The 23078-nt window shown below is 70.2% G+C and carries 24 protein-coding genes and 1 tRNA gene; 17 read left to right on the top strand and 8 right to left on the bottom strand.

Features of this window, described 5'->3' with window-relative positions; genetic code table 11:
- Positions 1-21: 21 nt before the first annotated feature.
- Complete coding sequence (phoU, locus tag H576_RS0112810; RefSeq protein WP_029151251.1) at positions 22-717, bottom strand: phosphate signaling complex protein PhoU; 696 nt, start codon at positions 715-717, stop codon at positions 22-24.
- Between the two features lie 206 nt (positions 718-923).
- Here phoU and H576_RS0112805 point away from each other — a divergent pair, with 206 nt between their 5' ends.
- Positions 924-2114 (top strand): sensor histidine kinase, encoded by a 1191-nt coding sequence (locus tag H576_RS0112805; protein ID WP_029151250.1) that lies wholly within the window; start codon positions 924-926, stop codon positions 2112-2114.
- Positions 2111-2794, top strand: a complete 684-nt coding sequence (locus H576_RS0112800; protein WP_029151249.1) for a response regulator transcription factor — start codon at positions 2111-2113, stop codon at positions 2792-2794. Before H576_RS0112805 ends, H576_RS0112800 begins: the two co-directional genes overlap by 4 nt.
- Positions 2795-2860: 66 nt before the next feature.
- Here H576_RS0112800 and H576_RS15850 read toward each other — a convergent pair whose 3' ends face one another.
- Positions 2861-3388: a hypothetical protein gene (locus tag H576_RS15850; RefSeq protein ID WP_051172764.1), complete on the bottom strand. Its 528-nt coding sequence runs from the start codon at positions 3386-3388 to the stop codon at positions 2861-2863.
- A 180-nt stretch (positions 3389-3568) separates the two neighbouring features.
- Here H576_RS15850 and H576_RS0112790 point away from each other — a divergent pair, with 180 nt between their 5' ends.
- The 4 genes from H576_RS0112790 (at position 3569) to rlmB (ending at position 7622) form a co-directional block, all read left to right on the top strand.
- Positions 3569-4054 carry a CarD family transcriptional regulator gene (locus tag H576_RS0112790; RefSeq protein ID WP_029151248.1) on the top strand — a complete coding sequence of 162 codons (486 nt, stop codon included), beginning with the start codon at positions 3569-3571 and terminating at the stop codon, positions 4052-4054.
- Positions 4055-4118: 64 nt separating this feature from the next.
- On the top strand, positions 4119-5288 hold the full coding sequence (ispD, locus tag H576_RS0112785) for a 2-C-methyl-D-erythritol 4-phosphate cytidylyltransferase (RefSeq protein WP_029151247.1): 1170 nt from the start codon (positions 4119-4121) through the stop codon (positions 5286-5288).
- Positions 5285-6658 (top strand): cysteine--tRNA ligase, encoded by a 1374-nt coding sequence (cysS, locus tag H576_RS0112780; protein WP_029151246.1) that lies wholly within the window; start codon positions 5285-5287, stop codon positions 6656-6658. The genes ispD and cysS overlap by 4 nt, the downstream gene beginning before the upstream one ends.
- On the top strand, positions 6651-7622 hold the full coding sequence (gene rlmB, locus H576_RS0112775) for a 23S rRNA (guanosine(2251)-2'-O)-methyltransferase RlmB (protein WP_029151245.1): 972 nt from the start codon (positions 6651-6653) through the stop codon (positions 7620-7622). The genes cysS and rlmB overlap by 8 nt, the downstream gene beginning before the upstream one ends.
- 63 nt (positions 7623-7685) lie before the next feature.
- On the opposite strand, the gene H576_RS0112770 is transcribed toward rlmB, so the two are convergent.
- Positions 7686-8792 (bottom strand): ABC transporter ATP-binding protein, encoded by a 1107-nt coding sequence (locus tag H576_RS0112770; protein ID WP_029151244.1) that lies wholly within the window; start codon positions 8790-8792, stop codon positions 7686-7688.
- 231 nt (positions 8793-9023) lie between these two features.
- On the opposite strand from H576_RS0112770, the gene H576_RS15845 reads away from it, so the two are divergent.
- Both H576_RS15845 and H576_RS0112760 read left to right on the top strand, forming a co-directional pair.
- On the top strand, positions 9024-9866 hold the full coding sequence (locus H576_RS15845; protein WP_051172763.1) for a DsbA family protein: 843 nt from the start codon (positions 9024-9026) through the stop codon (positions 9864-9866).
- A 27-nt stretch (positions 9867-9893) separates the two neighbouring features.
- A tRNA-Thr gene (locus tag H576_RS0112760) sits at positions 9894-9969 on the top strand.
- Positions 9970-10051: 82 nt separating this feature from the next.
- Here the strand turns inward: H576_RS0112760 and H576_RS0112755 are convergent.
- Together H576_RS0112755 and H576_RS0112750 are read right to left on the bottom strand one after the other, a co-directional pair.
- Complete coding sequence (locus tag H576_RS0112755) at positions 10052-10942, bottom strand: toll/interleukin-1 receptor domain-containing protein (RefSeq protein WP_029151243.1); 891 nt, start codon at positions 10940-10942, stop codon at positions 10052-10054.
- A gap of 58 nt (positions 10943-11000) precedes the next feature.
- On the bottom strand, positions 11001-11936 hold the full coding sequence (locus tag H576_RS0112750; RefSeq protein WP_169564355.1) for a tyrosine-type recombinase/integrase: 936 nt from the start codon (positions 11934-11936) through the stop codon (positions 11001-11003).
- A 357-nt stretch (positions 11937-12293) separates the two neighbouring features.
- Here H576_RS0112750 and H576_RS0112745 point away from each other — a divergent pair, with 357 nt between their 5' ends.
- Together H576_RS0112745 and H576_RS0112740 are read left to right on the top strand one after the other, a co-directional pair.
- The gene (locus tag H576_RS0112745; protein WP_029151241.1) at positions 12294-13055 is read left to right on the top strand and encodes a hypothetical protein; all 762 of its coding nucleotides are present in this window, start codon (positions 12294-12296) and stop codon (positions 13053-13055) included.
- A 304-nt stretch (positions 13056-13359) separates the two neighbouring features.
- Positions 13360-13818 carry an acyl-CoA thioesterase gene (locus H576_RS0112740; protein ID WP_245559187.1) on the top strand — a complete coding sequence of 153 codons (459 nt, stop codon included), beginning with the start codon at positions 13360-13362 and terminating at the stop codon, positions 13816-13818.
- A 57-nt stretch (positions 13819-13875) separates the two neighbouring features.
- Here the strand turns inward: H576_RS0112740 and pgi are convergent, their stop codons facing one another.
- Positions 13876-15552 (bottom strand): glucose-6-phosphate isomerase, encoded by a 1677-nt coding sequence (gene pgi, locus H576_RS0112735; RefSeq protein WP_029151239.1) that lies wholly within the window; start codon positions 15550-15552, stop codon positions 13876-13878.
- 106 nt (positions 15553-15658) lie between these two features.
- On the opposite strand from pgi, the gene H576_RS0112730 reads away from it, so the two are divergent.
- The gene (locus H576_RS0112730) at positions 15659-17377 is read left to right on the top strand and encodes a nitrite/sulfite reductase (protein ID WP_029151238.1); all 1719 of its coding nucleotides are present in this window, start codon (positions 15659-15661) and stop codon (positions 17375-17377) included.
- Complete coding sequence (locus H576_RS0112725) at positions 17374-18120, top strand: phosphoadenylyl-sulfate reductase (RefSeq protein ID WP_036320924.1); 747 nt, start codon at positions 17374-17376, stop codon at positions 18118-18120. Before H576_RS0112730 ends, H576_RS0112725 begins: the two co-directional genes overlap by 4 nt.
- An 81-nt stretch (positions 18121-18201) precedes the next feature.
- Here H576_RS0112725 and msrB read toward each other — a convergent pair whose 3' ends face one another.
- A complete protein-coding gene (gene msrB / locus H576_RS0112720) occupies positions 18202-18630 on the bottom strand; it encodes a peptide-methionine (R)-S-oxide reductase MsrB (RefSeq protein WP_029151236.1) in 429 nt (142 codons plus the stop codon).
- A 63-nt stretch (positions 18631-18693) separates the two neighbouring features.
- Between msrB and H576_RS0112715 the strand changes: the two genes are divergently transcribed.
- The 5 genes from H576_RS0112715 (at position 18694) to groL (ending at position 22706) form a co-directional block, all read left to right on the top strand.
- Positions 18694-19644: a DUF2332 domain-containing protein gene (locus tag H576_RS0112715; RefSeq protein WP_029151235.1), complete on the top strand. Its 951-nt coding sequence runs from the start codon at positions 18694-18696 to the stop codon at positions 19642-19644.
- 49 nt (positions 19645-19693) lie between these two features.
- Positions 19694-19939 carry a DUF3263 domain-containing protein gene (locus H576_RS0112710; RefSeq protein ID WP_029151234.1) on the top strand — a complete coding sequence of 82 codons (246 nt, stop codon included), beginning with the start codon at positions 19694-19696 and terminating at the stop codon, positions 19937-19939.
- 108 nt (positions 19940-20047) lie between these two features.
- The gene (locus tag H576_RS0112705; RefSeq protein ID WP_029151233.1) at positions 20048-20599 is read left to right on the top strand and encodes a LytR C-terminal domain-containing protein; all 552 of its coding nucleotides are present in this window, start codon (positions 20048-20050) and stop codon (positions 20597-20599) included.
- A 119-nt stretch (positions 20600-20718) separates the two neighbouring features.
- The gene (locus tag H576_RS0112700) at positions 20719-20922 is read left to right on the top strand and encodes a cold-shock protein (RefSeq protein ID WP_029151232.1); all 204 of its coding nucleotides are present in this window, start codon (positions 20719-20721) and stop codon (positions 20920-20922) included.
- A 164-nt stretch (positions 20923-21086) separates the two neighbouring features.
- Complete coding sequence (gene groL / locus H576_RS0112695; RefSeq protein WP_029151231.1) at positions 21087-22706, top strand: chaperonin GroEL; 1620 nt, start codon at positions 21087-21089, stop codon at positions 22704-22706.
- 73 nt (positions 22707-22779) lie between these two features.
- On the opposite strand, the gene H576_RS0112690 is transcribed toward groL, so the two are convergent.
- Entirely contained in the window at positions 22780-23070 is a 291-nt protein-coding gene (locus H576_RS0112690; protein ID WP_029151230.1) for a WXG100 family type VII secretion target, read from the bottom strand.
- Between the last annotated feature and the right edge of the window lie 8 nt (positions 23071-23078).

The raw sequence follows: 23078 nt of genomic DNA, 5'->3' as shown, positions 1-23078 counted from the left end.
GGCGCTTCTCGTCGCGCGCCGTCAGTCGGCGGGCGTCGTGTCGATGATCTCGACCTCGGGCACGACGTCGTCGGCCCCGGCCCAGTCGCCCGTCGCGAGGTACACGACCTTCTTCGCGACCGAGACGGCGTGGTCGGCGAAGCGCTCGTGGTAGCGGCTCGCGAGCGTCGCGTCGATCGCGCCGGGGATCTCGCCCGAGAACGAGTCGCCGAGGACGCGTTCGTACACCGAGGCGTGGAGCTCGTCGATGTCGTCGTCGAGGTCGCGCAGCTCGGCCGCGTACTTGAGGTCCTGCGTGCGCAGCAGCTCGACGAGCGTGCGGGCGGCGACGACGTCCTTCTCGCCCATCTTCTTGAACGTGCCCTTGAGCCCCTTGGGGATCGCGCGCTCGGGGTAGCGCGAGCGCACGAGCTGCGCGATGTGCTCGGCGAGGTCGCCCATGCGCTCGAGCGACGCGGTCGCGCGGAGCGCCGAGATGATGACGCGCAGGTCGTGGGCGACGGGCTGCTGCATCGCGAGGGTCTCGATCGCGATCTCGTCGACCGACACCGCGAGGGCGTCGATCTGCTCGTCGTTGGCGATGACCTCTTCTGCGAGGGCGACGTCGCCGTGAGTGAACGCGTCGACCGCCTTCGTGATCGCCTCGGAGACCAGCTCGGCCACCTCGACGAGGCGGCCCTGGATGTCTTCGAGCGTGTCGTGGAACACTTCGCGCATCGGTGAGACCTTTCGGTTCGGGTGGGAATCGGGGGCCGGACGTCGGCAGTCGGATGTCCAGCCTGGCCAGGGTCGCGCACGGGGGCGGCCCCGATGTCGACCGTAGGTTAACGAACGGTGGAAGCTTCGTGAACAGACGGGCCGTCTGCCACGAGATCAGCGGCCACCGCGCCATACGGCCGGGCTCGTGACTTTACGCTGTATTCATGCCAGATGCTCTGTTGGCCCTGCTCGTCGGGGTCGCCATCGGAGCGGTCATCGTCGTCGTGATCGTCGCAGCGATGCGGGCGAGGAGCCGTGCGCTCACGCACGCGCACCCGCGGCTGCCCGTCGAGGCGGTCGCGCTGCTGGGCGTCCTCGACGACGCCGCGATCGTCACGGATCCGTCGGGGCGCGTCGTCGCGACGTCGCCCGGATCCGGCTGGATGGGCGCCGTGGCGGGCGACAGGCTCGAGCAGGAGGAGCTGCGCGGCCTCATGAAGACGGCGCGGCAGATGGGCGCGTCCGAGACCCAGACGATGCGGATCCGCGCCGGGCGCCTGGCGCGCGAGCCGCGGCTCGTCGTCGCCCGCGCGGCGCAGATGGGCGAGGACTTCATCGTCGTCCTCGTGCGCGACATCTCGGAGCAGGAGCGGCTGCAGCAGACGCGGCAGGACTTCATCCAGAACACGAGCCACGAGCTGAAGACGCCCGTCGGGGCGATCCAGCTGCTCGCCGAGGCCCTCGAGATGGCGGCGGATGACCCCGAGCAGGTGCGCCGCTTCTCCGAGCGCATGGGCGCCGAGGCCGCGCGCCTCGGCCAGCTCACGGGCCGCATCATGAACCTCTCGCGGCTGCAGGCGGCCGACGAGCTCACCGACGTCGGCCCCGTGTCGATCGACGAGGTCGTGCAGTCGGCCGTCGAGGCGCACCAGGTCACGGCGACGGGAGCGGGCGTCGACATCGTCGTCGGCGGCGAGCGCGGGCTCTACGTGCACGGCGACTCGCGCGTGCTCATCGAGGCCGTCGGCAACCTGCTCTCGAACGCCATCGTCTACTCGCCCGAGGGCTCCCACGTGGGCGTCGGGGTGCGCTCATCGGACGAGGCGGTCGAGATCGCCGTGACCGACACGGGGATCGGCATCGCCGACGAGGACCAGAAGCGCATCTTCGAGCGCTTCTTCCGCGCCGACGAGGCCCGGTCCCGCCGCACGGCCGGCACGGGTCTCGGCCTCGCGATCGTGAAGCACGCGATCCAGCGTCACGGCGGCGAGGTGCGGCTCTGGTCCCGCGAGGGCCAGGGATCCACGTTCACGATCCGCCTGCCGCGCGGCGAGACGCCCGAGGGGCTGTCGACCGCGGATAAGCAGACCAAGAAGCGCCGCAAGAAGGCGCAGAAGAAGGAAGAGACCGTATGACGCGTGTTCTGATCGTCGAGGACGAACCCGATCTCGCCGACCCGCTCGCCTACCTCCTGCAGCGCGAGGGCTACGAGGTCGAGATCGCCGACGACGGCGAGAAGGCCCTGCGGGTCTTCCGCGAGCAGGGCGCCGACGTGATCCTGCTCGACCTCATGCTGCCGGGGATACCCGGAACCGAGGTGTGCCGCCAGGTGCGCACGACGTCGCAGGTGCCGATCGTCATGCTGACCGCGAAGGACAGCGAGGTCGACATCGTCGTGGGGCTCGAGCTCGGCGCCGACGACTACGTCACGAAGCCCTACTCGTCGCGCGAGCTGCTCGCCCGCATGCGCGCCGTGATGCGCCGCAGCACGACGCCAGAGGAGGACCTCGACGAGCACGTCCTCGAGGGCGGCCGCGTCGCGCTCGACATCGACAGGCACACCGTCGCGGTCGACGGCGAGCAGATCAACATGCCGCTCAAGGAGTTCGAGCTCCTCGAGCTGCTCATGCGCAACACGGGGCGCGTGCTGACCCGCGGCCAGCTCATCGACCGCGTGTGGGGATCCGACTACTTCGGCGACACCAAGACGCTCGACGTGCACATCAAGCGGATCCGTTCGCGGATCGAGGAGACGCCGTCGAAGCCCGTCATGCTCGTGACGGTGCGCGGCCTCGGCTACCGCTTCGAGGGCTGATCGCGGAGCTGAGATGACGAAGGGCCCGGCGTCAGCCGGGCCCTTCGTCATCTCATCGACCGAGGATCACTCGTGCTCGTCCTCCACGAACGACTGCGGGTCGCACGTCGCGCGCGACGTCGGCGAGTCGGTCGGCGCGAGGTCGGCGTACTCGGTGAGGCAGTTGTCGAGGACGGGGATCTCAGCCGAGGCGCCGTCCTGGTCGGCGGCCTGGAAGTAGACCTCGGTCGTCGAGCCCGGCTTGGCGTCGAGGCTCTCGAGCAGCAGGGGCTCGTCCTCGCCGCCGAGGCTCACGGTCGAGTTCGCGGGGACGTCGACGGTCGCGGTGCCGCCCGTCCAGTCGACCGTCACGGTCGAGTCGTCGTCGCCCGAGTTGACGATGCCGGCCACGAGGTTGCCCTCGGCGCCGTCCTGGTCGGCGACGATGAAGACGTTGCGCAGCACGACGGTGTCGGACTCCTGCGAGGCGATGCTCACGCCGTCGGAAGGGTTCACGTGCAGCGTCGTCGCCTGCTGCGTGAGGTTCGAGCAGCCCGTTGCCGAGAGCAGAACGATGCCCCCGAGGGCGAGGGACGCAAAGACGCGCGATTTCACGGATCCTCCAGGTGTCGCAGACGCGGCCCGGCCGCGGGCCATGGTCCATCCTACGGGGTCGGCGGGCCCGATTTCTGTGGCCTCGCGCGCGCGTGAGGGGGCCGGTCCGGTGAGCGGCCGGGGATCTTATCGCATTTCTGCTTGTGGTAAACTCGATAGGCCGGGAAGGACATAACTCATATGCTTTTTGAGGTTGGCGAGACCGTCGTCTACCCCCACCACGGGGCCGCAACTATCACCGAGGTCAAGACTCGCGTCATCAAGGGCGAAGAGAAGACGTACCTCAAACTCAACGTCTCGCAGGGCGACCTCGTCATCGAGGTTCCGGCCGACAACGTCGACCTCGTCGGCGTGCGCGACGTCATCGGAGAAGACGGGCTCAGCAAGGTCTTCGACGTGCTGAAGGCGCCCTTCACCGAGGAGCCCACGAACTGGGCGCGTCGCTTCAAGGCCAACGGCGAGAAGCTCGCCTCAGGCGACGTGATCAAGGTCAGCGAGGTCGTGCGCGACCTCTGGCGCCGCGATCAGGACCGCGGGCTGTCGGCTGGCGAGAAGCGCCTGCTGGCGAAGGCCCGCCAGGTGCTCGAGTCCGAGCTCGCGCTCGCGAAGGAGGTCTCCGAGGAGGAGGCCGCCGGGATCCTCGACGCGGCCCTCGCCGAGGGCTGATCGCAGAACCGCGTTCGACGGCCCCGCGTCTCCCTGTGAGACGCGGGGCCGTTATTTTTGAGGGATGCAGAGCATCACGACCGCGATCGTCGTCGTCGCGGCGGGCAGTGGAACGCGCCTCGGCCAGGCAGCGCCCAAGGCGTTCGTCGGCCTCGACGAGCACACGATCCTGCGGCACTGCCTCGCGGGGGTCTTCGCGGCGCGCGAGGCGCAGGTCGTCGTCGTGGCGCCCGCCGACCGCGTGGGCGAGGCGCTCGCCGAGGCGCACGAGATCGCCGGCGCGCGCCGCGACCTCGTCTCCGTGGTCGCGGGCGGCGCGACACGGCAGCAGTCGGTGCGGGCGGGCCTCGCGAAGCTGCTGCCGACGGTCGAGACGGTCCTCGTGCACGACGCGGCCCGTGCCCTGACGCCGCCCGAGGTCATCGACCGGGTCGCGGACGTCGTGCGCGAGACGGGTCACGGCGTCGTCCCCGCGATGCCGGTCGTCGACACCATCAAGCGCGTCGAGGGCGACGCGATCACGGGCGTCGTCGACCGCGCCCAGCTCGCGGCCGCGCAGACCCCGCAGGGATTCCGCCGCGACGTGCTCGTCGCAGCGTACGAGATCGCCGCCGAGGAGTACACCGACGACGCGGCCCTCGTCGCCGCCGCGGGGCACGCCCTCGTGCGGGTCGAGGGATCGGCGCTCGCGTTCAAGATCACGACGCCCGCCGACCTCGACCGGGCGCGCCAGCTCATCGCACCCGCGGCGCCGCCGTTCCGCGTCGGCGTCGGCACCGACGTGCACGCGTTCGGGGGAGAGGGATCCCTCTGGCTCGCGGGCCTCGAGTGGCCGGGCGAGCAGGCGCTGTCGGGGCACTCCGACGGCGACGCCGTCGCGCACGCGGTCGTCGACGCGCTCCTGGGCGCGGCTGGGCTCGGCGACATCGGCAGCCGGTTCGGAACCGCGCGCCCCGAGTTCGCGGGCGCGCACGGCGAGGAGTTCCTACGCGAGACCGTCGCGATCCTCGCGGCGGCCGGGTGGCGCCCCGGGAACGTGTCGGTCCAGGTGCAGACCCAGCGCCCGCGCTTCGCCGCGCGGCGGGCCGAGGCCGCGGCGGCGCTGAGCCGCGCCGTCGGCGCCCCCGTCGCGGTGTCGGCGACCACGACCGACGGGCTCGGGTTCACGGGCCGCGCCGAGGGCGTGCAGGCGCTCGCCGTCGCGGTGATCGTGCCGACTACGCTTGACGGGTGACCGTCAGGCTGTACGACTCCCGCGCGCAGGCGCTGCGCGACTTCGCCCCGCTCGATCCGTCGAACGTGACGATGTACGTCTGCGGGCCGACGGTGCAGTCGGGCCCCCACCTGGGTCACCTCCGCAGCGCGCTCGCCTTCGACCTGCTGCGTCGGTGGCTCGCGCACCGCTTCGGGCGCGTGACGCTCGTGCGCAACGTCACCGACATCGACGACAAGGTCCTCGCCAACGCGACGGACGCCGAACCGTGGTGGGCGCTCGCCTACCGCATGGAGCGGGAGTTCACCGCCGTCGGCGACGCGATCGGCGTGCTGCCGCCCACCTACGAGCCGCGCGCGACGGCGTCGATCCCGCAGATGCACGAGCTGATCGAGCGGCTCATCGACGCGGGTCACGCGTACGCGGCCGACGGCGACGTGTGGTTCGACACGCGTTCGTGGCCCGAGTACGGCGCGCTCACGCGCCAGGCGCTCGATGACATGGAGGGCGACGCCGACGCCGATCTGCGCGGCAAGCGCGACCCGCACGACTTCGCGCTCTGGAAGGCGCGTAAGGCCGACGAGCCCGCCGACGCGTCGTGGGACTCGCCGTGGGGGCCCGGCCGCCCGGGCTGGCACATCGAGTGCTCGGCGATGTCGCGCCGCTACCTCGGGCCCGAGTTCGACATCCACGGGGGCGGCCTTGACCTGCGCTTCCCGCACCACGAGAACGAGCTCGCGCAGTCGGCCGCGGCCGGCGACGCCTTCGCCCGCTACTGGGTCCACAACGGCCTCGTCACGGTCGAGGGCCAGAAGATGTCGAAGTCGCTCGGCAACTTCACCCTCGCGCGCGACCTGCTCGCCGCGCGTCCGCCGCGCACGGTGCGCTACGCGCTCGCCGCGGCGCACTACCGCTCGAGCCTCGACGTCTCCGACCAGGGCCTCGACGAGGCGCGCGCCGCGCTCGAGCGGATCGACGGCTTCGTCCAGCGAGCCGAGCGCCTCGTGGGGCAGACGGATCCGTCGATCCCCGACGCGTTCGCGGCCGCGATGGACGACGACCTCGGCGTCCCGCAGGCGCTCGCGGCGCTGCACGAGACCGTGCGGGCGGGCAACACGGCTCTCGACGCGGGAGACGAGGCGGCCGTCCGGGGCGCCCTCTCAGGCGTGTCGGGCATGATGGGGGTTCTCGGTTTCGACGATCTGACCGGCGGTTCGTCGGCGGATCACGGGGCTCTCTCGACCCTCGTCGACGAACTCGTCGCACAGCGCGCCACGGCGCGCGCCGAGAAGGACTGGGCGGCGGCCGACCGCATCCGCGATCTCTTCGCGGTCGCGGGCGTCGCCCTCGAAGACACACCCGATGGAACGGTTTGGAGCATCGATGGCTAAGCCAGGCAGGCCCGGCGCCGCGAAGGGCAAGAAGGGCGCCCCCAAGGGCACCGGCGGGAAGAACCGCAAGGGCCTCGCGGGTCGCGGCCCGACCCCGAAGGCCGAGGACCGCACGTACCACGCGGCGCACAAGCGCAAGGTGCTGGCCGAGCGCTCGGCCGCGAAGCACCCGCAGCAGAAGAACGTGCAGCGTCGCCGCCCGAACGACGACAACGAGTACGTGACGGGCCGCAACAGCGTCCTCGAGGCGCTGCGCACGCGGATCCCCGCGGCGGCGTTCTACATCGCGCAGCGCGTCGAGATGGACGACCGCGTCAAGGAGATGCTGTCGATCGCGCGCAAGCGCGAGCTGCCGATCCTCGAGGTCACGCGCCCCGAGCTCGACCGCATGGCGGGCTTCGACGGCGTGCACCAGGGCGTCGCGCTCAAGGTTCCGCCGTACGAGTACGCGCACCCGCAGGAGCTGCTCGAGCAGATCGTCGAGACGGGCGAGACCCCGCTGCTCGTCGCGCTCGACGGCGTCACGGATCCCCGCAACCTCGGCGCGATCATCCGCTCGACGGCGGCGTTCGGCGGCCAGGGCGTCATCATCCCCCAGCGCCGCTCCGCCGGCCTGAACTCCGCCGCGTGGAAGACGAGCGCGGGCGCCGCGGCGCGGATCCCCGTGGCCATGGCCTCGAATCTCACGGCGACGCTCAAGGACCTCAAGAAGCAGGGCGTCTTCGTCCTCGGCCTCGACGGCGGCGGCGAGGTGCGCATGCCCGACATCGAGCTCGCGGATCGCCCGCTCGTGCTCGTGATCGGCAGCGAGGGCGACGGCCTCTCGCGCCTCGTGACCGAGACCTGCGACCAGATCGTGTCGATCCCGATCTCGCAGGCCACCGAGTCGCTCAACGCCGGGATCGCGGCCTCGGTCGCGTTGTATCAGGTGTCGACGATGCGCGAGGCGCTCGCCGCCGAGTAGCGCCGCCGAAACGCAGAAGCGGGCCCCACCGGAAGGTGGAGCCCGCTTCTGCGTCGATGCCGGTTACGCGGCCGACGCGATGCGGTCGTCGTGCAGGCGCTCGCCCGAGTTCTGGTCGAACACGTGCACGTGGTCGGGAACCGGGGTGAGGGTGACGGTGTCGCCCGCGAACGGGTGGTTGCGGCCGTCGACGCGCGCGACGAGGTTCACGGTCTCGCCGTTCACGTCGGTCGAGCCGTACATGTAGCCGTCGGCGCCGAGCTCCTCGACGAGGTCGACCCGGACCTGCAGACCGGCCTCGCCCGCGCCCGAGACCACGAGGTCCTCGGGGCGCACGCCGACCTTGACCTGCGAGCCGCTGGCCTTGGCGAGCGTCGAGGCCTCGACGCCGACCGTCTTCTGGCCGAACAGGACGCCGCCGTCGGTGATCGAGGCGGGGAACAGGTTCATGGCCGGCGAGCCGATGAAGCCGGCGACGAACTCGTTGACGGGGGCTTCGTAGAGCTCGCGAGGCGAACCCACCTGCTGCAGGAGGCCGTCCTTGAGGACCGCGATGCGGTCGCCCATCGTCAGGGCCTCGGTCTGGTCGTGCGTGACGTAGACCGTCGTGACGCCGAGGCGGCGCTGCAGCGACGCGATCTGCGTGCGGGTCTGCACGCGGAGCTTCGCGTCGAGGTTCGAGAGCGGCTCGTCCATGAGGAAGACGCGCGGCTCGCGGACGATCGCGCGGCCCATCGCGACGCGCTGGCGCTGACCACCCGAGAGGGCCTTCGGCTTGCGGTCGAGGTAGGGCTCGAGGTCGAGCAGCTTGGCCGCCTCCTCGACGCGCTTGCGGCGGTCCTCCTTACTGACGCCCGCGATCTTGAGGGCGAAGCCCATGTTGTCGGCGACCGTCATGTGGGGGTACAGCGCGTAGTTCTGGAACACCATCGCGATGTCGCGGTCCTTCGGCGGGACGTCGGTGACGTCGCGGTCGCCGATGAGGATCCGGCCGTCGTTGACCTCTTCGAGGCCCGCGAGCATGCGGAGCGAGGTGGACTTTCCGCAACCCGAGGGGCCGACCAGGACGAGGAACTCGCCGTCGCCGATCTCGAGGTTGAGCTTGTCGACCGCGGGGCGCGTGCCGCCGGGGTAGACACGGGTGGCGTCGTCGAACGTCACAGTTGCCATGATGGCTTCTCCTTCACCGGCAGGTACGTGCCGGACGATCCTTTGTGAATGAGCGAAGGCCGGGGCCGCCGCACGCTCGTCATCGAGCGATGGAACACACTCTGGCAGATTCCCGGGAGGAAGGGAAATCGCTTCGGGTACGCGCGCGGGCGCGGCATGACATTTCCCAGCGGCTCTCACTACGATCGGGACGTCGCCGCACGCCCTGGCGGCACGAGGAGATCCCGATTCATGAGTGACGAGCAGCAGAACGCGCCCGAGCAGTCGAGCGACGCCCGCGCCGCCGTGCGCGAGAAGGCCCAGAAGGTGCGCACCCGGATCACGGCGCGCAAGATCGCGCGGCGCGTGATCATCGGCGTGGTGATCGCGGCGGTCGTCGTCGCCGGCGGATGGGCCGCGTGGACCCAGCTGCAGCCCGACCTCAACAGGCCCGAGGTCACGCCCCAGAACATCACCGACACCGACGGCATCGACGTCTCGGCCGTCGCGGCGACCGAGTCGCCCGCCCCCGCCGACGAGGACCCGATCCACGTGGACGTCTACGTCGACTACCTCTCGCCCGACTCGGGATCGCTCGAGGAGCAGATCACCCCCGCGGCGCTCGAGCTCGTGAACGAGGGCGTCATCACGTACACGTACCACCCCGTCTCGCTGCTGACCGGACAGGGCAACCGCACGGGCTACTCGACGCGCGCCGCCGGCGCCGTGATGTGCGTCGTCTCCGAGGCGCCCGCGTCGTTCGCCGCGTACAACACGGCGCTCCTCACCGACCAGCCGACGTCCGACGACGGCTACACCGACGAGCAGCTCGCCTCGCTCGCGAGCGACGCGGGCGCGACGGGATCCGCCGTCTCCTACTGCATCGAGAACCGCGACATGACGGGATGGGTCGTCGACGCGACCGCCCGCGCGGTCGGGGCGAAGGACCTGCTCGGTGCGGAGGGCCTCACGTTCTCGGGCACGACCCCCATGATCGTCGCCGACGGGCGCGTCTACGACGGCGCGTACGACGACCCCGCCGACTTCACCCAGTTCCTCCTCACGGTGCAGAGCGAGGAGCACTTCGGCGAGTAGTCTCGCTGAGGGCGCCCAGCGCCCGACGCCGGCTTAGCTCAGTTGGTAGAGCACCTGTCTTGTAAACAGGGGGTCATCGGTTCGAACCCGGTAGCCGGCACCAGAGAAGGCCCGATCGGGTGAGAATCTGATCGGGCCTTTCGCATTGTTCGAAGGTGGCCGGGGCTCCAAGAGGGCTCCAACTCCTAAAACGGATCCGGTTCTGCGGGACGGGCGGGCGGCCAGGCCTGCCCGTGCTCGCGGTAATACGGGGCCAGTGCTCGGCCGACGAGTCCCGCGCCTCCGACCTGATCGTTCTCGTGGTAGATCTCGGCCAGCGTCGCCCACTGCTTCGGCGTCAGAGTCTCGATAGTGGCGATTCGCTTTGCGGTCGCACCGGCGTCCATGTAGTTCCCCGCGGAGCGGAGAGCAGCAAGCAAACCGTCCACAATCTGATCTGAGAACTCCGGGATCTTGCTGACCCACTGGAGGATGATCTGGGCTACCTGCCGGTGGTCAACGTCTCCGGCCTGAGGCCACTGCGTGCGTCCGATGAACCCTGTGGGGTCTGCTGGCGCACGGACGACGTACTTGGGGACGCCCCGACCAAGCGCCCAGCCGATCTCCTGATGACACCACGCACTGTCGAGAAACTCAGCGTGCGTGACCGCGACGAACGCCTGCATGCTCCGAAGTGCTTCTTCGATCTGCTCCTGCCACGGGAGCTCATACTCCATCGTGTCGTGCGCCACGAATGCATGTATGCCGGAGACCGCGAGCTCGTCTGCGACCTGCCCGATGAACTTCTTGTGCCGTGCCGAATGCGACAGGAACAGTCGGACGTAGCCGGGCTTCCAGAGCGACGAATCCACCGTCTCGATCTGGCTCTGTACGTCATCGACCTCTGTTCCGGTTACGAGCGAGTACATCTCGATGAGGTCCGAGTCCGAGACGTCCTTGACGCTGTCCTCGAACGCGAAGTCGTCGTTGCCGTACCCGCCGAGGGGCGTGCATCCGTACTCGATCAGCAGAAGGTTGACACGCCGGAAGTTCCAGTTGCGGTCCTCATCCAACACGTCGACCATCTGGCGCTTCATCTTGAATCGTTCGACTCGGGAGAGGGGCACACGGCGATCTTAGCCACGTCTCGGGGGCCTATCGACCGATAGTGAGAACGGGCGCGGGCGGGGTCTGCGCGGCGGCGACGTGCGCCGAGAACGCGGCGCGGTGGCGGGAGTAGTCCCGCGGGCGCAGGTGTGCGTAGACCTTGTCTGTGATGGCGTAGCTCGCGTGGCCCATCGCCCGGCTGAGTTCGTGCATGTCCAGCGCGCCGGACTCCAGCGCGAGCGTGGCGAAGGTGTGGCGTAGCTCGTGGAACTTGAGCCCCTTCATCCCGGCCCGCTCCGCCGCGGGCTTGAACGTGTAGCGGTAGAAGCCTTTGGGGTCGAAGGCGCGCTCGTAGCTGAGGAGGTTGTGCCCATAGACCTTCCCCGGCCACAGCCCGGCTTCGAGGTCGTCGCGGTAGGGGTGGTTGCGCAGGTGCTCCTTCAGGTCTGCGAACAGCCCATCGTCCAAGATCGGCACATCGCGCACGCCGCGGGAGGTCTTCGGGGTGCCGAGGACATAGCCCTGCGACGTGTGCGTCATGTTCCGGCGTACCTGGACCTCGCCCCGGCGCAGGTCGACGTCGCGCACGCGCAACGCGGCGACCTCTCCCACGCGCAGCCCTGTCAGCGCCGCGGATCGGACCAGCAGGTCGTACGGCGGCTGCGTGGCGAGCTCTGTGGCCAGCGCGTGCACTTCCTCGATGGACAGGAAGCGCGCCTCTCGGGTGTCGGCCTTCGGCGGCGTTACGGCTAAGCACGGGTCGAACGGGATGAGCCGATGTGCGTAGGCGTACGAGAACACCTTCCGCACCGTGCGGTACATGCCCAGCACCGACGTCTCCGACCGTGCAGCGCCGTTGGCCTTCGGCTTGGCACGCATATCCGCGATCCAACCTTCGAGGTCCGCCGCGCTGATGGTGGCGATGCGGCGCTTGCCGAACGCGGGGAAGGCGTGCGCCCGGAACGCCAGGTCGTAGTAATCCACCGGTACCGCACACCGGACGGCATGCCGCGCAAGCTGAGCGTGAGTGAGCGCGTGCGGCTGCTCAGAGCGCATGGTCGCGATCCGGAGCAGGTCTTCCCTGCCGACGGCGCCGCGCCCGAGTACGGGGTGCGTCTCCGCTGAGCCGACCGCCTCCTGCGCGGACTGTCGCCGCATCCGACCGCGCGGGCGGCTCCCCTCGGACCAGGGGAGCTCGAGCGGGGCGAGGTTGAGGGATCGCGGCCTCCCTCGCCCCGTTCGCCCGCTACGCGGCCACCTGCTCAATCACATGGGCGCGACGGCCACCTACACGGCGACTGCGCGCGCAGTGTCGGAAGCGCGCGGCAAGATGGTTCCGTGATGACAGCCACGAACCCCGAGAAGCCGGAGAAGCCTTCACTCCTGGGGCGCGCGTGGACTCACGCAGCAATCCTCATCGCGATCTTGCCCGTGGTCGTGGCCGCGATCCGCGTCATGTTGTACTCGGGCGGCGACCCGGTCGTAATGAAGACACTCGTAGAGACTCTGAACATCCTCACCCTCCTGCTCGGGACGTTCCTCCCGCTGCTCCCGCTGCTCGTCTACTTCGCCTTTCAGATGCTCATGGCCAGAACCCCGGCGTTCAACGCGGCGATACGCACGGCGAAGGGCCGACTCGCTCTTTTCGCCGGAGCTGCATTCTGGCTCTTGCTCGGCCCGTTTCCGGCGACAGTCTGGCTTGTCGGAGCTGTCGTCTTTGGTTTGGTGACCGGGTGGCTGTTGCTGCGCTATGTGAAGCCCTGGCGTCGCCTCCACGAGTGGATGGCCCCGGGCCCAGGCAAGACGCCGCCAACCTCACCGGCCTACATCACGACCATTGTTCTTCTGGTAACGCTCCTTGTGGTTCCACAGGGCATGTGGTTGCCGCTCGAACGTGTCACCCGCTCAGGCTCCGCCGATCAGTTCGTGTACGTGCTCAAAGATGCCGAGGGCTGGACAACGACAATCACGAACAATCGCTCGATCGATGTCTTCAAGTCGAGCGAGGTGACCGCGCGGGTCGTCTGCGACCAGGGGCAGTACGCCTCGATCCTGACGATGATGACCGGCGCAGACCCTGATACGCGCGACAAGTGCGAGTGACTATCAAGCGGCAGCGCTGGTTGTGAAGCTGGGGCTCCTGTGAGGCTCCACCTGCGCCTCTCCGAGCCCCACTTCGGTCCTCCGCGGCGCACCGCCTTGCGCCGCTCTGAGAGTGGCGAAACCTGCGGAATCTCGGGCTAGAACGGGGTGCGGTGGTGCGCAGCGGGCTACGCGGTGGGGCGCTCGACGTTGCCTTGTAAACAGGGGGTCATCGGTTCGAACCCGGTAGCCGGCACAGACGATCGAGGCCGCGCGCACAGGCGCTGACGGCGAAGGCACGGGCTCGCGGCGTAGCGTGGGATCCGTGGCACGCAAGAACGACATCACGTCGGAAGACGGCATCAACTTCCACACCCGCAAGTGGGTGAAGCCCGAGGACCTCAACGCCAACGGCACCCTCTTCGGCGGCAGCCTGCTGCGCTGGATCGACGAGGAGGCGGCGATCTACGCGATCGTCCAGCTCGGCAACTACCGCGTCGTCACGAAGCTGATCTCCGAGATCAACTTCGAGGCGTCGGCGGTGCAGGGCGACCTCATCGAGATGGGCCTCACGGCGACGCACTTCGGCCGCACCTCGCTCACGATGCGCGCCGTCGTGCGCAACATGATCACGCGCCGCAAGATCCTGACGATCGAGAAGATCGTGTTCGTGTCGGTCGACGAGAACGGCTCGCCGACGCCGCACGGCTACACCGACATCACCTACAACCGCGACCGCATGCCGACGGAGCACGCCGACACCGCGTCGATCCGCCTCCCGTAGGCGCAGACGACGAAGCCGCCCGGGGGGGGATCCCTCGGGGCGGCTTCGTCGTGCGGCTTACTTCGCGCGGTGCTCGCGGTAGTACGCGAGCAGCTGCTGCGTCGACGCGTCCTGCGACGCGATGGCCGCCTCGTCGCCGTCGATCGCGGGCGAGATCTCGAGGGCGAGCTTCTTGCCGAGCTCGACGCCCCACTGGTCGAACGAGTTGATGCCCCAGATCGTGCCCTCGGTGAACACGATGTGCTCGTAGAGCGCGACGAGCTCGCCGAGCACGCGCGGCGTGAGCGACGGCGCGAAGATCGACGTCGTCGGGCGGTTGCCGGCGAAGGTGCGGGCGGCGACGAGCGCGCCGGTCGTGCCCTCGGCCTCGACCTCCTCGGGCGTCTTGCCGAAGGCAAGCGCCTTCGTCTGCGCGAGGAAGTTCGCGAGGAACAGGCCGTGCACGTCGACGCCGCCGTCCTCGAGCGGGTACGCCGGGTTGACGAACGCGATGAAGTCGGCGGGGATGAGGCGCGTGCCCTGGTGGATCAGCTGGTAGAACGCGTGCTGGCCGTTGGTGCCCGGCTCGCCCCAGAAGATCTCGCCCGTGTCGGTGACGACGTCGGATCCGTCCCAGCGGACCGACTTGCCGTTCGACTCCATCGTGAGCTGCTGCAGGTACGCGGGGAAGCGGTGCAGCTGCTGCGCATAGGGCAGCACGGCGTGCGACTGCGCGCCGAGGAAGTTGTTGTACCAGACATTCAGGAGGCCCATGAGGACCGGGACGTTCTTCTCGAGCGGCGTCGTGGCGACGTGCTCGTCGACGGCGTGGAAGCCCGCGAGCAGGTCGCGGAACGCGTCGGGGCCGAGCACGACGGCGAGCGAGGTGCCGATGGCCGAGTCGACCGAGTAGCGGCCGCCCACCCAGTCCCAGAACCCGAAGGCGTTCGCGGGGTCGATGCCGAAGGCGGCGACCTTCTCGAGCGCCGTCGAGACCGCGACGAAGTGCTTCGCGACGGCGCCCGTGCGGGCCTCGTCGGTGTCCTCGATCGCGCCGGCGGCGACGAGGCCCTTCCAGAGCCAGTCGCGCGCGAGGCGCGCGTTGGTGAGGGTCTCGAGGGTCGTGAACGTCTTCGAGGCGACGATGAAGAGCGTCGTCTCGGGGTCGAGGTCCGAGACCTTCTGCGCGAGGTCGGTCGGGTCGATGTTCGAGATGAAGCGGGCCTGGATCCCCGCGTCGGCGTAGGGGAGGAGCGCCTCGTAGACCATGACGGGGCCGAGGTCGGATCCGCCGATGCCGATGTTGACGACGTGCGTGACCTTCTTGCCCGTCACACCGGTCCACTCGCCCGAGCGCACGCGGTTCGCGAACTCGTCGATGCGGCCGAGGACCTCCTGCACGTCCTTGTCGACGTCCTGGCCGTCGACCTCGAGGGCCGTGCCGGCCGGGTTGCGGAGAGCCGTGTGGAGCACGGCGCGGTCCTCGGTCGTGTTCAGGTGCTCGCCGCGCAGCATCGCGGCGAAGCGCTCGGCGACGCCGGTCTCCTCGGCGAGCTTCAGCAGCGCCTGGAGGATGCCGTCGGTGACGAGGTTCTTCGACAGGTCGACGTGCAGGTCGGCGAGCGGGAGGCTGAGGCGCGCGGCGCGGTCTGGGTCCTCCTCGAACCACGCGCGGAGGTCGGGGGAGAAGCCGTCGCCGAGCGACAGGAGCTCCTCCCATGCAGCGGTGCCGGTGGGGTCCACGGGAGCAGTCATACTGCCCAGATTAGTCCGCTCGGCGGGGGCTCCCGGCCCATGTCTCACAGCGTCGCATTACGTCACACGGCGGCCCGCGCGGAGGGGCCCTCCCTAGGCTCGCCCCATGTCGATCGATCAGGCTCCCTCGACCCCGGCCCGCGGGGCCCGCACCCGCGCCGCACGCGGCGCGTCGAAGCCGCTCGGGCAGTGGAAGATCGACGGCACAGAGCCGCTCAACGCCAACGAGCAGTTCAAGGCCGACGACAACGGGCTCAACGTCCGCGAGCGCATCGAGAACGAGTACGCGCGCGGCGGGTTCGCCTCGATCGACCCGACGGATCTGCACGGCCGCTTCCGCTGGTGGGGGCTCTACACGCAGCGCAAGCCCGGAATCGACGGGGGGAAGACCGCGACGCTCGAGCCGCACGAGCTCGAGGACGAGTACTTCATGCTGCGCGTGCGCATCGACGGCGGGCAGCTCACGACCGAGCAGCTGCGCGTCATCGGCGGGATCTCGACCGAGTTCGCCCGCGGATCCGCCGACCTCACCGACCGCCAGAACATCCAGCTGCACTGGATCGAGGTCGAGTCGATGCCCGAGATCTGGCGGCGCCTCGAGAGCGTCGGCCTCGGCACGACCGAGGCGTGCGGCGACGTCCCGCGCGTCGTCCTCGGATCGCCCGTCGCGGGCATCTCGGCCGACGAGCTCATCGATCCGACGCCGCAGATCGACGAGATCACGACCCGGTTCATCGGGGATCCCGAGCTCGCGAACCTGCCGCGCAAGTTCAAGACCGCGATCACGGGGCACCCGAGCCAGGACGTCGTGCACGAGATCAACGACGTCGCGTTCATCGCCTCCCGCCACCCCGAGCACGGCGTCGGCTACGACCTGTGGGTCGGCGGGGCGCTCTCGACCGTGCCGCGGCTCGGCGAGCGCCTCGGCGCGTGGGTCGCGCCCGACCAGGTCGCCGACGTCTGGCACGGCGTCTGCCGCATCTTCCGCGACTACGGCTACCGGCGGCTGCGGAACAAGGCGCGGCTCAAGTTCCTCCTCGCCGACTGGGGGGCCGAGCGCTTCCGCGAGGTGCTCGAGTCGGAGTACCTCGGCTACGCGCTCGCCGACGGCGACGCGCCCGTCCGTTCGACGGGACCCGCCGACCACGTCGGCGTGCACCGCCAGAAGGACGGCCGCTTCTACATCGGCGTCGCCCCGACCGTCGGGCGCCTCTCGGGCGACACCCTCACGGCGCTCGCTGACGCGCTCGAGCGCCGCGGATCCGGACGCCTGCGCACGACGCCGCACCAGAAGCTCGTCGTGCTCGACGTCGAGGAGGCCGAGGTCGAGCCGCTCATCGCCGAGATGGACGCGCTCGGGCTCGAGGCGCGGCCGAGCCTCATCCGGCGGGGCACGATCGCCTGCACGGGAATCGAGTACTGCAAGCTCGCCATCGTCGAGACGAAGGAGACCGCGAAGCGCGCGATCGACGAGCTCGAGCAGCGCCTCGCGGGCCAGGATCTCCCGCTCCTCAGCCTGCACGTCAACGGCTGCCCCAACTCGTGCGCGCGGATCCAGACGGCCGACATCGGGCTCAAGGGGCAGATGATCACCGACGACGCGGGCAACAGGGTCCCGGGCTTCCAGGTGCACCTCGGCGGCGGTCTCGCCTCCGAGAGCCGCGCGGAGGCCGGGCTCGGCCGCACCGTGCGCGGGCTCAAGGTCGAGGCCGACGGGATCGCCGACTACGTCGAGCGCGTGACTCGGCGGTTCACGTCGGACAGGCAGGGTGACGAGACGTTCGCGGCCTGGGCGCACCGGGCCGAAGAGGAGGCGCTGCGATGACGGTCGACCTGGCACCCCGGGTCTCGGCCCTGCGCACGGCCGACGAGCTGCGGGAGATCGCGCTCGCCGGCGTCGAGGAGCTCGGATCCGGAACCGACCACGAGGCGACGGCCGCGGAGGCGCTCGCCTGGGTCGCGCGCACCTTCGACACGGGCGCGGTCGCCGTCGCGTCCTCGATGGCGAACACGGTGCTTCCGCACCTCGTCTCGCAGCACGTGCCCGGCGTCGACGTGCTCTTCCTCGACACGGGCTACCACTTCATCGAGACCCTCGCGACGCGCGACGTCGCGGCGGAGGACCTCGACATCCGCCTCGTTAACATCACCCCCGAGCACACCGTCGCCGAGCAGGACGCCCGCCACGGGAAGGACCTCTTCGCGACGGATCCCGAGGCGTGCTGCGCGATGCGCAAGGTCGAGCCGCTGGGCGGGGCGCTCGACGGATACGAGGTGTGGATCTCGGGCGTGCGCCGCGAGGAGTCGATCACGCGCCGCAACGCGCCCCTCGTGACCTTCGACCACAAGCGCGGCATGGTGAAGGTCAACCCGCTCGTCACCTGGATGAGAGACGAGCTCTACGGCTACGCCGCCGAGCACCGCGTCCCGATGAACCTGCTGCTCGACGCGGGGTACCCCTCGATCGGCTGCGAGCCGTGCACCCAGCCCGTCGAGGAGGGCGCGGATCCGCGTTCCGGCAGGTGGGCCGGTTCGACGAAGGTCGAGTGCGGCATCCACGTCATCTGAGACGACGAAGGCCTCGCGTGCTCAGGGCACGCGAGGCCTTCGGAGGGTCCAGCGGTTCGCGGGTGCGGTGCCCGCGGGCCGCTAGGCCTCGGGGGTGAAGTTCAGGGACAGCGAGTTCATGCAGTAGCGGTCGCCCGTCGGGGTGCCGAAGCCGTCGGGGAAGACGTGGCCGAGGTGGCCGCCGCAGTTCGCGCAGCGCACCTCGGTGCGCTCCATGCCGTGGCTGTTGTCCTCGATCAGCTGCACGGCGTCGGGGCGGATCGACTCGTAGAAGCTCGGCCACCCGCAGTGCGAGTCGAACTTCGTGCCGCTCTTGAAGAGCTCGGCGCCGCACGCCGCACAGGTGTAGAGGCCCGCGCGCTCCTCGTCGAGCAGCTCGCCCGTCCACGCGCGCTCGGTCGCCTGCTGGCGGAGCACCGCGTACTGCTCGGGCGACAGCTCGGCGCGCCACTCCTCGTCGCTCTTCTCGACGTTGTACCCCGTGGGGTCCGTCTCCACCTCGTAAGCCATACCCCCAGGGTATTGCGGATCCGGCCCGCCGGCGCGAGTGTGACGGCGCGAGAGGATGGGTGCGTGAGCATCGACGACGTCCGCGCCCGCTACGACCGGTTCGCGCGCGAGGAGGCGCCGGGTCGCAGCGAGGTCTACGGCGCGTGGGCCGCGGGCGTCGCCGCCGACCCCGAGATCGCGGAGCTGCTCGCGCCGCTGCCGTCGCCGCACCGCCAGCCGCCCGTCGTCTTCGCGGTGACGCGCATGCTCGGCGCCCCGCTCGGCGACTACGCCGCGTGGTCCGCCTTCGTGCGCGGGAACGCCGACCGGATCGTCGCCGAGTGCGCGGCCCGCACGACCCAGACGAACGAGCCGCTGCGGTGCGCCCCGCTGGCGCTCGCGCTCGCGCGGATCCCGGGCCCCGTCGCGCTCCTCGAGGTCGGCGCCTCGGCGGGGCTGTGCCTCTACGCCGACCGCTACGCGTACCGCTTCGGGGAGGAGACGCTCGGCGATCCCCGGTCGCCCGTCGTGCTCGAGGCCGCGATCGAGGGGCTCGAGGCACCCGACCGCCTGCCCGAGATCGTCTGGCGTGCGGGCATCGACCCGCAGCCGCGCGACCCGCGCGACCCCGCCGACCGCGCGTGGATCGAGGGGCTCGTGTGGCCGGGGGAGGATCTGCGCGCTCGCCGCATCTCGGCGGCCCTCGACGTCGCGGCCGCGGAGCCCCCGCTGCTCGTCGCGGGGGACGCGGCCGCCCCCGGCGCGCTCGAGGCGCTCGCCGCCGAGGCCCCCGCCGGCGCGACGCTCGTCGTCACGACCCCCGGCGTCCTGCCGCACATCCCGCGCCCGGGCCGCGAGGCCCTCATCGCCGCGATCCGCGCGCTCGGCGCCCGGTGGATCACCCTCGACAGCCCCGGCCTCCACGACGCCTGGAACGCGCCGGTCCCGGAGGGCGGGGCCGGGTTCGTCCTCGCCCTCGACGGCGAGCCGATCGCACGCGCCGATCCCCTCGGATCCTGGATCCATCGGCTCTGAGGCGGCGCGTCACGGCGCCCGCCCAGCGCGCCGCGCCTACTCTCGGTGCATGGAGTCCGGGCTCGACGACAGGCAGCGCGCGATCCTCGCGTTCGAGACCGAGTGGCCACGCCACTCGGGCGCCAAGGAAGAGGCGATCCGCGTGCAGCTCGCCCTCGAACCCGCCCGGTACTACCAGCTGCTCGCGCACCTCGTCGAGGACCCCGACGCCCAGGCGTACGCCCCGCTCCTCATCGGCCGTCTGCGCCGCCTGCGCGAGGCGCGATCCTCCCGCAGAGCCCGCCTCCTCCGGTAGTCGAGGGGCCGGCGACGTGCGCCCCTCCAGCCCGCGCGGACGCGGGAGACACGCCGCGCCCGCGACCTGCCAGCAAACGGCGAAAAGACGGCCGATACGATGAGCCGGATGCCGCAGAAGACCGATTTCCCGCGCGACCGCTTCGACGAGGTCCCTCGCGACCCCGCGCGCGTCGGCGCGCACCGGGCTCCCCGCCCGCGGTTCAGGTGGCTCTCGACGCTCCTCTGGTGGCTGCTCGCCGTCGCGATCCTCACGGGCGCGGGGATCCTCGGCTTCCTCGCCCTCTCGCAGACGCAGGACATCTCGCTGCCGCTGCCGTCCTCCTCCTCGCAGGAGACGCAGGAGCCCGAGGCGCAGCTCGACACGACGAAGACGGTCCTCGTGCTGAACGGCACCGACGACCAGGCCGCGGCGGACGCCGTGCGCCAGGCCGTCGTCGACGCGGGCTGGTCGGAGGACCTCGTGGTTCCGCTCGACGCCGACCGCGACGACTTCGCCGAGACGATCGTCTACTACGGCGACGACGACGAGCAGTCGGCCGCCCAGGCGCTCTCGGACGCGATCGGCGCCGCGGGCATCCAGCAGGACACGGCGTTCGACGACATGAGCGAGAGCGGCCTCACGGTGGTCGTCGGACTCGACCGTGTTTCCTCCGAGTAACAACCTCGCGGCGCCCCCGTCAACAGTGCCGGGATCCGCCGATCCGCGCCCTCGGGCCTGATTAGCCTCAAGGAACGGCACCCGTTCCCGCGGTGCCGAGAGCGGCATCAGGAGTGAGCATGGCCCAGGGCACCGTCAAGTGGTTCAACGCCGAGAAGGGGTACGGATTCATCACCGTCGACGGCGGCGATGACGTCTTCGTCCACTACTCGAACATCGAGATGAGCGGCTTCCGCGTGCTCGAGGAGGGCCAGGCGGTCACCTTCGACGTGGGCGCGGGCCAGAAGGGGCCGCAGGCCGAATCGGTGCGCCTCGTCGCCTGATCCCGAACGTCTTCCGACGCCGCCCCGCGGAGCACCGCGGGGCGGCGTCGTCGTGTGTCGGCGGATGTTTGCACTCGCACCGGGCGAGTGCCAGAATGCTCTTAGCACTCGACTCGTTCGAGTGCTAAGACCACACGCCTCACGTCCGGGAGGGACGACACAACATGGCAAAGATGATCGCTTTCGACGAGGAGGCCCGCCGCGGCCTCGAGCGCGGCCTCAACACGCTGGCCGACGCCGTCAAGGTGACGCTCGGCCCCCGCGGCCGCAACGTCGTGCTCGAGAAGAAGTGGGGCGCCCCCACGATCACGAACGACGGTGTCTCCATCGCCAAGGAGATCGAGCTCGACGACCCGTTCGAGAAGATCGGTGCGGAGCTCGTCAAGGAGGTCGCGAAGAAGACCGACGACGTCGCCGGTGACGGAACGACCACCGCGACGGTCCTCGCCCAGGCGCTCGTGCGCGAGGGCCTGCGCAACGTCGCGGCCGGCGCCGACCCGATCAGCCTCAAGAAGGGCATCGAGAAGGCCGTCGCGGCCGTCACGGCCCAGCTGCTCGCGAACGCCAAGGAGATCGAGTCGAAGGACCAGATCGCCGCGACCGCGTCGATCTCCGCCGCGGACCCCGAGATCGGCCAGCTCATCGCCGAGGCGATCGACAAGGTCGGCAAGGAGGGCGTCGTCACGGTCGAGGAGGCTCAGGCGTTCGGCACCGAGCTCGAGCTCACCGAGGGCATGCGCTTCGACAAGGGCTACCTGAACCCCTACTTCGTCACGGACCCGGAGCGCCAGGAGGCCGTCTTCGAGGACCCGTACATCCTCATCGCGAACCAGAAGATCTCGAACATCAAGGACCTTCTGCCCGTCGTCGACAAGGTGATCCAGTCGGGCAAGGAGCTCGTCATCCTCGCTGAGGACGTCGAGGGCGAGGCCCTCGCGACGCTCGTGCTCAACAAGATCCGCGGCATCTTCAAGTCGGTCGCCATCAAGGCCCCCGGATTCGGCGATCGCCGCAAGGCCCAGCTCCAGGACATCGCGATCCTCACGGGCGGCCAGGTCATCACCGAGGAGGTCGGCCTCAAGCTCGAGAACACCGAGCTCGACCTGCTCGGCCGCGCTCGCAAGGTCATCGTCACGAAGGACGAGACGACGATCGTCGAGGGCGCCGGCGACGCCGGCCAGATCGAGGGTCGCGTGACCCAGATCCGCCGCGAGATCGAGGCGACCGACAGCGACTACGACCGCGAGAAGCTCCAGGAGCGCCTCGCGAAGCTCGCGGGCGGCGTCGCCGTCATCAAGGCCGGTGCCGCGACCGAGGTCGAGCTCAAGGAGCGCAAGCACCGCATCGAGGACGCCGTCCGCAACGCGAAGGCGGCCGTCGAGGAGGGCATCGTCCCCGGTGGCGGCGTCGCGCTGCTGCAGGCCGCCGAGACCGCCTTCGAGACCCTCGAGCTCACGGGCGACGAGGCGACGGGCGCGAAGATCGTGCGCGTCGCGATCGAGGCCCCGCTGAAGCAGATCGCGACGAACGCCGGCCTCGAGCCGGGCGTCGTGGCCGCGAAGGTCGCCGAGCTCCCCACGGGCCAGGGCCTCAACGCCGCCACGGGCGAGTACGTCGACATGCTCGAGTCGGGCATCATCGACCCCGCGAAGGTGACCCGTTCGGCTCTGCAGAACGCCGCGTCGATCGCGGGCCTGTTCCTCACGACCGAGGCCGTCGTCGCCGACAAGCCCGAGCCCGTCGCCCCGGCTGCCGCTGGCGGCCCCGAGGGCATGGACTTCTGAGCGAAGACCCTCACCACGCGAGAGCCCCTCGCCGCTTCGGCGGCGAGGGGCTCTCGCCCTGTCGGTGCCCCTCTCAGTACGCCATCATGCGGGTGATCTGATCCTCGACGTCGCGATAGCCGGTGCCCGCGGCCCCGAGCCGCTGGCCGAGGGAGGCGAGGGCGTCCTCGACCTGCAGGTGCAGCGCCTGCCACTGCGCGACGAGGGCCTGGAATCCGGCCGACGCTCCGCCCTGCCAGGACGACTCGAGCTGGGTGACCCTGCCCATGAGGAACGCGACCTCGGTGCGCAGGCGATCGGCCGAGGCCGCGACCTCGCCCTGCCCGTACATGAGCATCTCGCTGTCGACGGTGAACTGTGCCATGGTGGCTC

Origin of the sequence: Microbacterium indicum DSM 19969, assembly GCF_000422385.1 — a bacterium.
GTDB classification, from domain to species: Bacteria; Actinomycetota; Actinomycetes; order Actinomycetales; family Microbacteriaceae; genus Microbacterium; species Microbacterium indicum.
The sequence above is the reverse complement of the archived record's forward strand: the minus strand, read 5'-3'. Positions and strand labels throughout refer to the sequence as shown.